The following is a 13,283-nucleotide window of genomic DNA, read 5'->3' on the forward strand; positions in this document are numbered from 1 at the left end:
AGGAGAGGGTGACGGGCTCGTGACCGCAGGAGAGGGCAGGGTGCCCGGGACCGCAGCGGAGGCCGACAGCAAGGGTGGCTCGTCGCCCGCCGGGCGACGCCGGTGGCGCGACCCGGAACGCACGCGCGCCGTACTGGTGGAGGCCCTGCTCGACCTCGTCGCCGAGGGGGAGCGGGAGCCCACCCGCAAAGCCATCGCCGAGCGCGCGGGTGTCTCGGAGCGGACCGTCTTCGTGCACTTCGCGGACCGTGAGGCGCTGTATGTCACCGCCGCCGAGCAGCAGGCCGAACGCTGGCGCGCCCTCGCCGCGCACGTGCCATCGGAGTGGCCGGTGCAGCGCAAGGTGCGGGCCCTGCTCGACCAGCGCGGCGCGATGTACGAAGTGATGTCGCCCATCCGCAAGGTCGGGCTCCAACTGGAGCCGGAATCACCGGGGTTGCGCCGGGTGATGGCCGAGGGCGACGACTGGTTCCGTACGGACCTGGCCCGCGTGTTCGCCCCCGAACTGGCGCAGACCTCCGCGGCGCGCCGCCCGGGCGGACTCCTCGACGCACTGGAGGTCGCGTCCAGCTGGGCCGCCTGGGACCACCTGCGGACGCGCCGCGGCCTTGCCCCGGCCGCGGCCCGCAGCGCGCTGACCCGCACGCTTCGCGCACTCCTGGAACCCTAGGCGGCTGCGTCCGGCTCGGCGTGCGCGAGGCCGTCGGCAGCCAGTCACTTCGAGAAGGTGTGAAATGCCGAAGTCGCCCACCGAGTTGCACGCGGACGTCGCCGAGTTGCTCGCGGGAGCAGGCATCGTAGACGTGGACGTCGACCAGGCCGTCGCGGACGAGCACGTGCGCGCCCGCGCGTACCAGCGCGTCGTCCTGGTGGCGGCTGCCTCGCAGAGCCGCGACGGGGATCGCGCGACCGTGGCCGCGATGCTGCGCGATCCCCTGGAGTCGGTGGCCAAGACCGCGGTGGTCGCTCTCGTGGACGCCGTCGCGAGGCAGGCGACCTGTCGAGCCGAGTTCGGGCAGTGGTCGGCGGAGCTGCTGCCGGAGGTCGGCCGGCTCGGGACCGCGGCCCACCGCGAGTTCATCCGCCGCCGCATCGACGACTGGCTGTTCCATCTGTCCGTCGAGGCCGGCCATGTGCCGACACCGGCCGAGTTGGCGCAGGTCACGGACTGGATGCAGCGCGTCCTTGCCAAGGGTTCGACATCGCCGGCGGTGCTCGCCCTGATCGCCGACTCGGGCAACAGGAAGAAGACACGCAACATCGCGCGCAACCGAGCCCGCAGCGGCGAGCCGAGAGCGATATGAGCCGGTGACGCCACGGGCGGTCGCGCCACCGGACTCGCCCGTCGCCTCCTTCCCTGCTGCCGCACACCCCTTGACTCCTATTGCAGTCCGACTGCAATAGTGACATCGAGGGCGCCGACCGCTGCGTCCTGCACCGATCCGACCAGCAGAGGTGAGGCGCCATGACGCCCATGGACCGGCGCGGTTTCGTCGCCACCGCGGGTGCCGCCGCGGCCGCCGTCGCACTCAACCCGCAGACCGCCACAGCGCTCAGCACGCAGACGCAGGCCGCGCTCAGCACGCAGACGGAGGCGGCTTCCGGCCCGGGCGTGCGGGGGTCCTCCGCGACGGACACCGGCGACCTGCCGTACGAGGACGAGGGCGACTTCGCCGACGCCGACCGCGGATTCATCGCGGCCTTCACCGGAGGCCCGATCAAGACCGCGGCGGGAAAGGTCGCGTGGGACCCGGAGGCGTACGCCTTCATCGGCGAGCAGAAGGGCACACCGCGGTCCGTCGACCCGAGCCTGTGGCGCCAGGCCCGGCTGCTCTCGCGCCAGGGCCTGTACCGGGTGACGGACCGGATCTACCAGGTGCGCGGACTCGACCTGTCCAACATGACCCTCGTCGAAGGCGACACCGGTCTCATCGTCATCGATCCCCTGATCTCCGCCGAGACCGCGGCCGCCGCACTCGGGCTCTACCGCGAGCACCGCGATCCCGAGGGCAAGCGCCCGGTCAAGGCGATGATCTACACCCATCCGCACGTGGACCACTTCGGCGGCTGCCGCGGTGTGCTGCCCGGCAGCACCGAGGGCGTGGAGATCCTCGCCCCGGAGGGCTTCATGGAGCACGCGGTCAGCGAGAACGTGTACGCGGGTCCCGCGATGGCCCGCCGCTCGGCGTACATGTACGGGGCCCAACTCCCCACCGGTGTCAAGGCGCAGGTGGGCTGCGGACTAGGCCTCAACGTCTCGCTCGGCACGGTGGGTCTGATCCCGCCGACCCGCTACATCACCGCCACCGGTCAGGAAGTCACCCTCGACGGTGTGCGGATCGAGTTCCAGATGACGCCCGGCACCGAGAGCCAGGCGGAGATGAACTTCCTCTTCCCCGAGCTGCGCGCCGTGTGCATGGCGGAGAACGCCACCCACACCATGCACAACATCATCACGCTGCGCGGCGCCCAGGTCCGCGACGCCCACGCCTGGGCCGGCTATCTCACCGAGTCCATCGGCCTGTACGAGGGGAAGGCCGAGGTCGCCTTCGCCTCGCACCACTGGCCGACCTGGGGCAACGAGGCGATCGTCGGACTCCTCACCCACCAGCGTGACCTGTACGGATACCTGCACGACCAGACCGTACGGCTGATCAATCAGGGGCGGACCGGCAGTGAGATCGCCGAAACGCTCCAACTGCCGCCGCAGCTGGACCAGGTGTGGGCCAACCGCGGGTACTACGGCTCGGTCAGCCACAACGTCAAGGGGATCTACCAGCGGTACATGGGCTGGTTCGACGCCAATCCCGCCCACCTGTGGCAGCACCCGCCCGTCGAGGAGGCGCGACGCTGGGTGGAGTGCCTCGGCGGACAGCGCGCGGTGCGCCGGCAGGCCCGCCGCTATGCCGAACGCGGCGACCTGCGCTTCGCCGTCACCCTGCTCAACCACGCGGTCTTCAACGACCCGGACGACCGCGCGGCCAAGCGCGACCTGGCCGGCCTGTACATGCGCCTCGGCGAGGGCATGGAGAACGCCGTGTGGCGCAACTTCTACCTCATGGCCGCACAGGAACTGAGGGACGGGATCAAGCCCGCCACCAGCGCCACCCTCGGCCCGGACATGTATATGGCGCTGACCGTGGGCCAGTTGATCGACTCGATGGCGGTACGCGTCAACGGCCCGAAGGCCTGGGACCTGCGCCTCGCCGTGGACTGGCGCATCGGCGACACCTACTGGCACCTGCGCCTCGCGAACGGCCTGCTCACCTGGACCACATCCTCCGCCCAGGCGAAGGACGCCGGCCTGACCATGACGATGACCAGACCGCAACTCCTCACCCTGCTCGCGGGGAAGGGCACGGACGGCATCACGATGACGGGCGACCCCGCGCTCCTGAAGAAGCTCCTGTCCGTCCTGGACGCACCGGATCCGGTCTTTCCGATCGTGACGCCCTGACCACCGGGGCGGCCCTCACCGATCACCTTCCTGTCCCGTCACAACTCCCGTAATCGCAGGGTTTCCTGCACTCGCCCAGGCGTACGCTGAGGTGCCTGAAGGCCATGGTGTGCACCGGCTCCCCGCGCCCGCGTACCACCGTGGCAGGGGGTGCGGTATGAACGAGGACAAAACGCCGGAGACATCGGGCTTCAGGCCCGGTGTCCCGCGGCAGCGGCGCAGGCTGTTCGAGCGCGAGGACGAACTCGCCGCCGTGGACGAGGCGTTGAGTGAACTCGCCGGTCTCGCGCCCGAGGGCATCGACCCGCTGGACCGTCCCAGCGGCGCCCTGCTCGCCTTCTCCGGGCGTGCCGGGCTCGGCAAGACCACCCTGCTCACCGAAGTGCGCCGGCGTGCGCACGCCAAGGGCTGCACCGTCCTCGCCGCACGCGGCGGCGACCAGGAGCAGCATGTGGCCTTCCACGTCGCCCGTCAGCTCGTGCAGCCGGTGCTCGCGGGCGCCTCGCAGGAGGAGATCCGCTCCGCGCTCGGCAGCTGGTACGACATCGTCGGCCCCGCGCTCGGCCTGTGCGCCCCCGCCGAGGGCGCACCGCCCGACCCTCAGGGTCTGCGCGACGGTCTCGACTGGGTGCTCACCCACCTCGCCGTACAGCGTGCGCCGATGGTTCTCGTGCTCGACGACGCGCACTGGGCCGACCGGGAGTCCCTGAGCTGGCTCGCCGCCTTCGCGCCGCGCGCCGAACAGCTGCCGCTGCTGCTCGTGGTCGCCTACCGGCCGGAGGAACTCCCGGACTACGCGGAGCAGTTCAGGGGTCTGCCCGGGCGCGCCGGACAGCGGCCCATCGATCTCGAACCGCTCAGCGCACCCGCGATCGCCGGTCTTGTGCGCGAGTCCGTGGGCGCGCACGCCGACGACGCCTTCTGCCGCGAATGCTGGGCCGTCACCGCGGGCAACCCGTTCGAAGCGGTCGAGGTGACCGCGAAGGTGCGCGACCGCGGCCTGGAACCCAACGAGGCCGGCGCCCATCTGCTGCGCGACCTCGCCGCCACCGTCAAGGGCAGCGGTCTGATCGCCCGCCTGGAGCGGCTCGGCACCTCCACCGTGCGCTTCGCCTGGGCCTGCGCCGTCCTCGGCACCGAGATCTCCCCGCACCTGGCCGCCACCGTCGCCGGACTCGGCGGCGAAGAGGCCGGCGACTGCGCCGACCGGCTGCGCGGCGCCCGTATCCTCACCGGCGCCGACACCCTCGAATTCGTCCACCCTCTGATCGCCACCGCCGTCTACCGCGCCATCCCGGGCGGAGTCCGCGTCGCCCTGCACGGGCAGGCCGCGTGGGCCGTGATCAACGAAGGGCTCGGCGCTGCTGTCGCGGCCCGCCACCTGATGGAGACCCACCCCGACGGCGACGGCTGGGTCGTGGAGCAACTGCGCGCCGCCGCCCGCGAAGTACAGCGCGCCGGCGCCCCCGACGCCGCCCGCCGCTATCTCGGCCGCGCCCTGCGCGAGCCGCCGCCGTGCGAGGAACGGGCCGGTGTGCTCTACGAGTTGGGCTGCGCCTCGCTGCTCACCGAACCCGCCAGCACCGTCAACCACCTGCGAGCCGCCCTCGCCGAACCGATCGCCGACCCGGAGATGCGCCACGGCATCGTGTACCGCCTCTCCCAGGTCCTCGCCCACTCCGACCGCCTCGCCGAGGCCTCCGAGACACTCGGCCACGAGATGCGGCTCACCCAGGACGCTCGGGTACGGCTGCGGATGCAGGCCGAGCAGTTCATGTGGGACGCCTTCCGCTCCGACGAACCCGACTCACCGGCCCGCTCCCGGCGACTGGCCCGGCTCGCCGACCGGCTGAGCGGCCGCGACCTGACCGAGCGCTACATCATCGGGCTGCGCGCCTGGGACGCCACCTTGCGCGGCGAACCCGCCGAAGTCGCCGTGCAGCACGCCGAAAGAGCCCTGGCCGGCGGCCTCGGCTGGGCCGAGGCGGACCGCGGCTTCGAGGTACCGGTCCTCGTGGCCCTCGCGTTCCTCTACGCCGACCGGCCGGGCCGCGCCGAGGAACTCTTCGCGGCGGGCATCGCCGACTTCGAGCAGCAGGGCTGGCGCGGCGGCCATCTCTCCTTCGGCTACACCCTGCTCGGATACGTCCGCCGGCGCCGCGGCCGGCTGGCCGAGGCCGAGGACTTCGCCCGCGCCGGACTGCGGCTCGCCGAACGCGTCGGACGGCGCACCCCCGCGCACTGGTACGCGGTCAGCATCCTCATCGAGGTGCTGCTCGCGCGCGGCCGGGTCACCGAGGCGGCGCTCCTCGGCGAGGAGCACGGATTCGGGCCGCCGTTCCCGGCCGCCGTCACCTTCCCCGACTCGCAGACCGTCTTCGGTGAACTGCTGCTCGCGCGCGGCAAGGTGCGCGAAGCGGCCGTCGAACTCTCCGCCGCCGGACGGCGCCTGGACCCGCGCGGGATGCGCAACCCCGCCTGGTGCCCCTGGCTCCTGCACCTCGCCCGCGCCGAATCCCATGAGGCGCCGGCCCGCGCCGTCGCTCTCGCTCAGGAGGCCGTGCAGCGCGCACGCCAGTACGGGACTCCGTCCGCCGTCGGCCATGCGCTGCGCATCCGGGCCGAGGTCGGCCTCCCCGCCGAGCGCGCCAAACTCCTCGAGGAGTCCGTCGCGTACCTCGACCGGTCACCGGCAGGACACGAACTCGCCTGCTCGCTCGTCGCCCTCGGCGCGGAGCTGCGCCGCACCGGGCGGCCCGCGGAAGCCGCCGACCACCTCTACCGGGGCCTGGACGCCGCCGCCCACTGCGGCGCCGACGGCCTGGCCGAGCAGGCCCGCGATGAACTGGCCGCGATGGGACAGCGGCCCCGGCGGCTGCACAGCACCGGGACCGACACCCTCACCGCCCGCGAGCGCACGGCCGCCGCACTGGCCGCCCGGGGCGAGCCGGCCGCGTCCATCGCCAAGGAGCTCGGTCTGGACGAGCCCGCTGTCACCCGCCTCCTGTCCGCCGTGTTCCGCAAGGTCGGCACGGACCTCGGCGGCCTCGGCGCCGCGCTCGGGGAGGTGTCCCCGGACCGGCCGTGAGCAGGCGCAAGATCGTTCGGCGGCACCCGCTCGCCGGCTCCGCTGCGGCCCGGAACCCGGCGTCGGGAACGCCGCGCGGCCACGTACCATGGGCGCATGTCCTTCCTCCGCCGCCGCAGCGCTCCCACTCCCGCCGGGCCGGACTTCGATGTCCTCGCCATGGACCCGGGGGACTGGCCGGGCAATCTCGGCGCGGGCCTGCTGCCCGCTCCCGACGGCAGCTGCCAGGGTGTGTTCCTGCGCTACGACCTGTTCGGCGGCCGCGGCCCCGCGATGGTGATCGGCAATCTCCCCGAGGGCTCCCCGGCCCGTGACCTCGCCGAGAAGCAGGTGCCCTTCGAGGTCGCCCAGCTGCTGCTCGCGCTGGAGAACGAGGAGGAGGTCGAGGTCGTCTCGACCGAGGACATGCCGGTGATGCAGGGGGACAACCTCCTGATCGTGCGCCGCCTCAAGCTCTCCGAGAGCCGTATCTCCTGCGTGCAGTTCGACCGCAGCGACAACGTCCTGGTGACGATCGCCGCCTGGGACCGCCCCATCACCGACGATCTGTACGCGCTGCTCAAGCCGCTGCCCGCGGAGCTGTTCCAGCAGGGCTGAGCCCCTCGCGCCCGCGGCCGGTCCGGGTGTGCCGTCCGGTCGGATCCGGGCCCGCCCTCCGACCGGATCCGTTCGTGCCCTTCAGCTGATTCTGCACGCACTCTTGTAGACGAGTCATCGGACCTCTAGCGTCCGGGGGCATGTCTTCCATGCCTGCATCACCTTCAGCGTCTCCTGACCCGTCCTCATCGGCGTCCTCCGGCATATCCCGAAGAACCACCATGAAGTCGGCCATCGGCGGCGCCGGAGCCTTAGCGCTGGGCAGCGTGGCGGCGACGGTGGCCACCGGCGCGCTGGGCGGCGCGGCCCACGCTGCCGAGCACTCGTCCGATCAATTGCGGCTCTGGTATGCGGCATCCGCCGCCGACTGGGAACGCGAGGCGCTGCCCATCGGGAACGGCGCCCTGGGCGCGATGGTCTTCGGCACCCTCGCGAGCGAGCGGCTCCAGTTCAACGAGAAGACCCTGTGGACCGGCGGCCCCGGCTCCCGCCAGGGATACGACCACGGCGACTGGCGCGAGCCGCGCCCCGGAGCCCTCGACGAAGTGCAGCGGCTGCTCGACGCACAGGGCCGGCTCGACCCGGACACCGTCACCGCGAAGCTGGGGCAGCCGCGCCGGGGTTTCGGCGCCTACCAGACCTTCGGCGACCTGTACCTCGACTTCCCCGAAGCGCCCACGGCGCCCGACGCCTCGTACCGCAGGACGCTCGACCTGGACACGGGCCTGGCGACCGTCACGTACACGCATCAAGGGGTGCGCCACGAGCGGGAGTTCTTCGCCTCGTACCCCGACGGAGTGATCGTCGGACGTCTCGCCGCCGACCAGCCGGGCGAGGTCGGCTTCACCTTGCGCTACACCTCCCCGCGAGCCGACTACACGGCGAGCGCCGCCGGCGGCACGCTCACCGTGCGCGGCGCGCTCGCGGACAACGGCCTGAAGTTCGAAGCCCGCCTCACCGTCCGTACGACGGGCGGCACCGTCACCGCGACGAGCGACGGCAAGATCACGGTCGCGGGCGCGGACAGCGCCTGGTTCGTGCTCGCGGCCGGCACCGACTACGCGGACGTGCACCCCACCTACCGCGGCGAGGACCCGGCGCCGCGCGTGCGCCGCACCGTCGACCGTGCGGCCGGCCGTGGCCATGCGTCCCTGCGCTCCCGCCACATCGACGACCACCGCGGCCTCTTCGGCCGGGTCGCCCTCGACCTCGCGACCGCGCTGCCCGACCGGCCCACCGACGAACTCCTGCGCCAGTACACGGGCGGCACCACGGCGGACGACCGCGCCCTGGAGACGCTGTTCTTCCAGTACGGGCGCTACCTGCTCATCGCGTCCTCACGGCCCGGCTCGCTGCCCGCGAACCTGCAGGGCGTCTGGAACCACAGCACCACACCGCCCTGGAACGCCGACTACCACGTCAACATCAACCTTCAGATGAACTACTGGCCGGCCGAGGCCGCCAACCTCGCCGAGACCACCGCCCCCTACGACCGCTTCGTGCAGGCGCTCGTGCCGCCCGGCCGGAACACCGCGCGCAGCATGTTCGGCTCGGAAGGCTGGGTGGTGCACAACGAGACCAACACGTACGGCTTCACGGGCGTGCACGACTGGGCCACCTCCTTCTGGTTCCCGGAGGCCGCGGCCTGGCTGACCGCGCAACTCTACGAGCACTACCGCTTCAGCGGATCCACCGACTATCTGCGCACCACCGCCTACCCGCTGCTCAAGGAAGCCGCGCGGTTCTGGCTGGCCAATCTGCACACCGATCCGCGGGACAACACCCTGGTCGTGTCGCCCAGTTACTCGCCCGAGCACGGGGACTTCACCGCCGGCGCCTCGATGTCGCAGCAGATCGTCTACGAGCTGTTCACCAACACCCTCGAAGCCGCCCGCACCCTCGGCGACGACCGCGCCTTCCGCGACGAACTGACCGCCGCGCTCGCCGCGTTGGACCCCGGCTTGCGGATCGGCTCCTGGGGGCAGCTGCAGGAGTGGAAGACGGACCTGGACGACCCGGCCGACCAGCACCGCCACGTCTCCCACCTGTACGCCCTGCACCCCGGCCGCCAGATCGAACTGGGCAGCGCGTGGGCCGAGGCCGCGAAGGTGTCCCTGACGGCGCGCGGCGACGGCGGAACGGGCTGGTCCAAGGCCTGGAAGATCAACTTTTGGGCGCGGCTGCGGGACGGCGACCACGCGCACACCATGCTCGCCGAGCAGCTCAAGCTCTCCACCCTGCCCAACCTCTGGGACACCCATCCGCCGTTCCAGATCGACGGGAACTTCGGGGCGACCTCGGGTGTGGTGGAGATGCTGCTGCAGAGCCAGCACGACGTGATCGAGATCCTTCCCGCCCTGCCCGCCGCCTGGCCGGACGGCTCCGTACGGGGCCTGCGGGCACGCGGCGGCGTCACGGTCGACATCACCTGGGCGGGCGGCAAGGCGACCCGCATCGTGCTGCACACCGCGCGCACCCGCGAACTGACCGTCCGCAGCTCCCTGTTGGCGGGCGGAGAGCGGACCTTCAAGGCGCAGGCCGGGCAGCGTTACGTACTGGACTGACAGCGAAGGGGGCCGCGGCGCGCACGCCACGGCCCCCTCGGGCAAGGTCAGTTGCTGGACTTCACATCCACATCGGCAGCCCGCACATACGCCACCCGGTGCCCGAACTGGATCTCGTAGTACTCGTCCTTGCCACGCACCACCTTGTGGCCGCTGGTGTCGAAGACCGGCGCGAAGTAGTACTCGCCGGGCTTCTTCTCGCCCGCCGCGTACTCCTGCCCCGCGAGCAGCTTGTACGGCAGCGCCGAGACCGGCTGCGGGGTGATGCCCGTCCCCGCGTAGGCCGCCGCCTCCGGGTAGGCGCGCCCGTACACCGGCACCTCCGCGCGCCCCGCCTTCGGCGTGATCACCCGACCCTCCGCGTCCACCGCGGTCGGCTGCTTCTTCGGGTTCTTGAACCAGGCCTTCTGGCCCAGGTACCAGATCGCCGTCCAGTCGCCCTTGCGCTCCGCGACCGCGTAGCGCTGACCGGTGGAGACCCGCGAGCCGAGGTCGTTCACGCCGATCGTCGACGGGCCGCCGCCCGGGCGCAGACCGATGTCCTTGACCAGCGGCGCGTCCTCGCGCGGTTCCGTGTACACCCGCACGGCGCTGGAGCCGTGTGCGGGACAGGTCTCGCCGGCCTTGGTGCAGCCGGTGAACTCCGGGCTGTGCTCGTCGTACTCGGGCAGGATCGTCACCAGACCGCCGGACGGCGACGCGCTGCGGTGGAACGGCTTGCCGAGCAGCGTGAAGTAGTGCTGCCAGTCCCAGTACGGGCCGGGGTCGGTGTGCATCGAGGGGATCGTGGACGCGGTCGGCCCGGGCACCGTGTCGTGGCCGAGGATGTGCTGGCGGTCGAGCGGGATGCCGTAACGCTTGGACAGGTACTTCACCAGGTGCGCCGAGCTGCGGTACATCGCCTCCGTGTACCAGGTGTCGGGCTTGGTCAGGAAACCCTCGTGCTCCAGGCCGATGGACTTGCTGTTGATGTACCAGTTACCCGCGTGCCAGCCCACGTCCTTGAGCTTCAGATGCTGCGCGATATGGCCGTCGGTGGCGCGCAGCGAGTACTGCCAGGAGACATACGTGGGGTCCTGGACCAGCTTGAGGACGCCGTCCCAGCGTCCCTCGGTGTCGTGCACCACGATGTAGTCGATGGACTGGTCCACCGGCCGGTTGGCCTTGTCGTGGTTGCCGTAGTCGTTGTCGCCGAACTCCTCGTACGGGGCCGGGATCCACTCGCAGGACACGGTCGGCGGACAGTCGGTCTCGCCCTTCGCGGCGCGCCGGAGCCCCAGGGCCTCGAGCTGCTCGGCGTCGGGTGTGGCGGCGGGCGTCGCGTCCAGGGCGACGCGCTGGCCGGCGTCCGTGGTGCGCGTTGCGCCGTCACGGATCACTGCGAAGACCTCGTTCGCATACGAGGCGGCCGTGGCCTGGTCGTCGGCGCCGGAGTAGGCCGCGACGGCCGCGTACCAGTCGGCGGGGTCCTTGCTGAGCGGCCGTCCCGCCTTCTTCTGTGCCTCGGCGAGCAGCGCCGCGCCGCCGCGCAGATTGGCGGCCGGGTCGGTGCGCAGGTGCTCGGGGGACAGGCCGGTCAGTTCGGCGGCGCGGGTCAAGGTCTTGAGCCGGTCCGGCAGTTCGGAGGCCTCGGGGATCTCCGCGTCGGGGATGCGCGGCGACCGGGAGGAGTCGCCGCGCGCGTCCTCCGCGCCGTGGCTGTGATGCGGGGCCTCCGCCTTGAGAGCGGTGGCGGCGTCCGTGAGGTGCATCGGACCGTAGCCACCGGTCACGCTCGGCGCTCCGGCGTGTCCGTCCCAGCGGGACTGCAGATACGACACGCCGAGCAGCACGCTCTGCGGCACCTGGTACTCGGCGGCCGCCGCCGAGAACGCGGTTTGCAACTGCGCGGTCGGCGCCTGCGTCTCGGACGGTGCCGCCGCCACGAGCGGCAGCAGCAGTGCCGCCGTTGCGAAGGCACCCGTCGTCCTTCCGGTCAGTCGTCTGCGTACGGCAGAAGCCTGGACAGCATCGGGTCGTCGTCGCAAAGCAGCCTCCGGGACGGTGGGGCGCCAAGGGCGCGCGTGGGGCGTACGGGGCCGGGCGAGGACAGTGGTATCGCTTGCCCGACGATCCGTCAATCATGCGACAGCGCAGGGGATTTCCCATGTCAGCGCGGGGTTCGGCGGTTTCCGGCGCGGTGGCACGGCGGCCTGCGGTGCGTCAGTGGAATGGACCAATGCACCCGGGTGAGCAGGCGTGATGACGGGCTTCGAGGTCCCGTCAGTGTCTCGGCATGTGGTCAGCCGGCGGTGGCGGCGAGTGCCCGGTCCACCTGATCGGGTGAGAGGGCGTGTTCGATCGCAAGGATGCCCGCACCGACCGCGGCCGCGTTCTCACCCGTACGGCTCGGCTCGATCCGCAGCACATGAGTGGCCAGCGGATGCGAACGCCGGTAGACCGCCTCGCGCACCCCGGCGAGCAGCTGGTCGTGCACGGCAGCGAGCGCGCCGCCGACCACGACGGTGTCCGGGTTGAAGAAGTTCACCAGTCCGGCAAGGACCTCTCCGACGGCCCGTCCTGCCTCGCGGACCATCCGTACGGCATCGCGGTTGCCGGACTTCACCAGGCGCACGACATCGCTGCCGCTCGCCGCGTCCAGGCCGAGCTCGGCGAGTCTGCGGGCGAGCGCGGCGCCGCCCGCGACGGCCTCCAGGCAGCCGGAATTGCCGCAGCGGCAGGGCTCGGTGTCGTCGGCCACGCGGATATGGCCGATGTCGCCCGCGCTGCCCTGGGCGCCGCGGTGCAGCCGGCCGTCGGCGATGATGCCGCAGCCGATGCCCGTACCGACCTTGATGTAGAGCAGATAGCGCGTCTCGGGGAAGGCGAGGCGCTGCTCGGCGAGCGCCATCACGTTCACGTCGTTGTCGACGAGGGCGCGCACGCCGAAGCGGTCGGCGAAGAACTCCGGGATCGGGTACTGGTGCCAGCCCGGCATGATCGGCGGATCCACCGGCCGGCCCGTGGTGAACTCGACCGGCCCCGGCACGCCGACCCCGATCGCCTGCAGGCTCTGCGGGGCGTGGTCCGCCTCCTTCAGCAGGGCGTGCAGGGTCTTGTCGACATGGCCGAGCACCGCCTGCGGTCCGTCCGCGATGGACAGCGGGTCCTCGCGCTGGGCGAGCGTCGTGCCGGTCAGGTCGAGCAGGGCGACCCGGCAGTGGGAGGCGCCGAGGTCCACGCCCGCGACGGCGTGCTCACCGGTGCGCAGCTGAAGGCGGCGCGGCGGGCGTCCGCCGGTGGAGCCGCCGTCCGCGTTGTCCTCGTCGACGAAGCCATGGGCGATCAGGGCGTCCACGCGCTGCGAGACCGTGGAGCGTGCCAGGCCCGTGAGCCGGGCGATATCGGCCCGGGTCTCCACCGTGCCGGAACGGATCAGCGCGAGCACTTCGCCCGCGGAGGCGGAGGAGACATCGGGGGCCGTCGGCATGCGGTCACCATAGAGGTCCACTTCCGCTGGTTACAAGGCCGCCTGTGTTCGGCCGTCGACATAAGTCACCATCAAAAACCTTGCAGAGAACGATGCTTGGACCCTTGA

The 13,283-nt window shown here is 71.8% G+C and carries 8 protein-coding genes; 6 read left to right on the forward strand and 2 right to left on the reverse strand.

Features of this window, described 5'->3' with window-relative positions:
- The first annotated feature begins 40 nt into the window (after positions 1-40).
- The 6 genes from H9Y04_RS20945 (at position 41) to H9Y04_RS20970 (ending at position 9,706) form a co-directional block, all read left to right on the forward strand.
- Positions 41-670 (forward strand): TetR/AcrR family transcriptional regulator, encoded by a 630-nt coding sequence (locus H9Y04_RS20945; protein WP_187815468.1) that lies wholly within the window; start codon positions 41-43, stop codon positions 668-670.
- A 64-nt stretch (positions 671-734) separates the two neighbouring features.
- Positions 735-1,304: a hypothetical protein gene (locus H9Y04_RS20950; protein ID WP_187815469.1), complete on the forward strand. Its 570-nt coding sequence runs from the start codon at positions 735-737 to the stop codon at positions 1,302-1,304.
- A gap of 161 nt (positions 1,305-1,465) precedes the next feature.
- Complete coding sequence (locus tag H9Y04_RS20955) at positions 1,466-3,457, forward strand: alkyl/aryl-sulfatase (RefSeq protein ID WP_187815470.1); 1,992 nt, start codon at positions 1,466-1,468, stop codon at positions 3,455-3,457.
- A 157-nt stretch (positions 3,458-3,614) separates the two neighbouring features.
- Positions 3,615-6,545, forward strand: a complete 2,931-nt coding sequence (locus H9Y04_RS20960; RefSeq protein ID WP_187815471.1) for an ATP-binding protein — start codon at positions 3,615-3,617, stop codon at positions 6,543-6,545.
- A 96-nt stretch (positions 6,546-6,641) separates the two neighbouring features.
- A complete protein-coding gene (locus tag H9Y04_RS20965) occupies positions 6,642-7,142 on the forward strand; it encodes a hypothetical protein (RefSeq protein ID WP_187815472.1) in 501 nt (166 codons plus the stop codon).
- Positions 7,143-7,363: 221 nt separating this feature from the next.
- Positions 7,364-9,706: a glycoside hydrolase family 95 protein gene (locus tag H9Y04_RS20970; RefSeq protein WP_187815473.1), complete on the forward strand. Its 2,343-nt coding sequence runs from the start codon at positions 7,364-7,366 to the stop codon at positions 9,704-9,706.
- 47 nt (positions 9,707-9,753) lie between these two features.
- Here H9Y04_RS20970 and H9Y04_RS20975 read toward each other — a convergent pair whose 3' ends face one another.
- Positions 9,754-11,733 carry an N-acetylmuramoyl-L-alanine amidase gene (locus H9Y04_RS20975; protein ID WP_438818125.1) on the reverse strand — a complete coding sequence of 660 codons (1,980 nt, stop codon included), beginning with the start codon at positions 11,731-11,733 and terminating at the stop codon, positions 9,754-9,756.
- Between the two features lie 254 nt (positions 11,734-11,987).
- Positions 11,988-13,175, reverse strand: coding sequence for an ROK family transcriptional regulator (locus H9Y04_RS20980; protein WP_187815474.1), 1,188 nt, complete (start codon positions 13,173-13,175; stop codon positions 11,988-11,990).
- Positions 13,176-13,283: the final 108 nt, after the last annotated feature.

Origin of the sequence: Streptomyces polyasparticus, assembly GCF_014493765.1 — a bacterium.
Classification (GTDB): Bacteria; Actinomycetota; Actinomycetes; order Streptomycetales; family Streptomycetaceae; genus Streptomyces; species Streptomyces polyasparticus.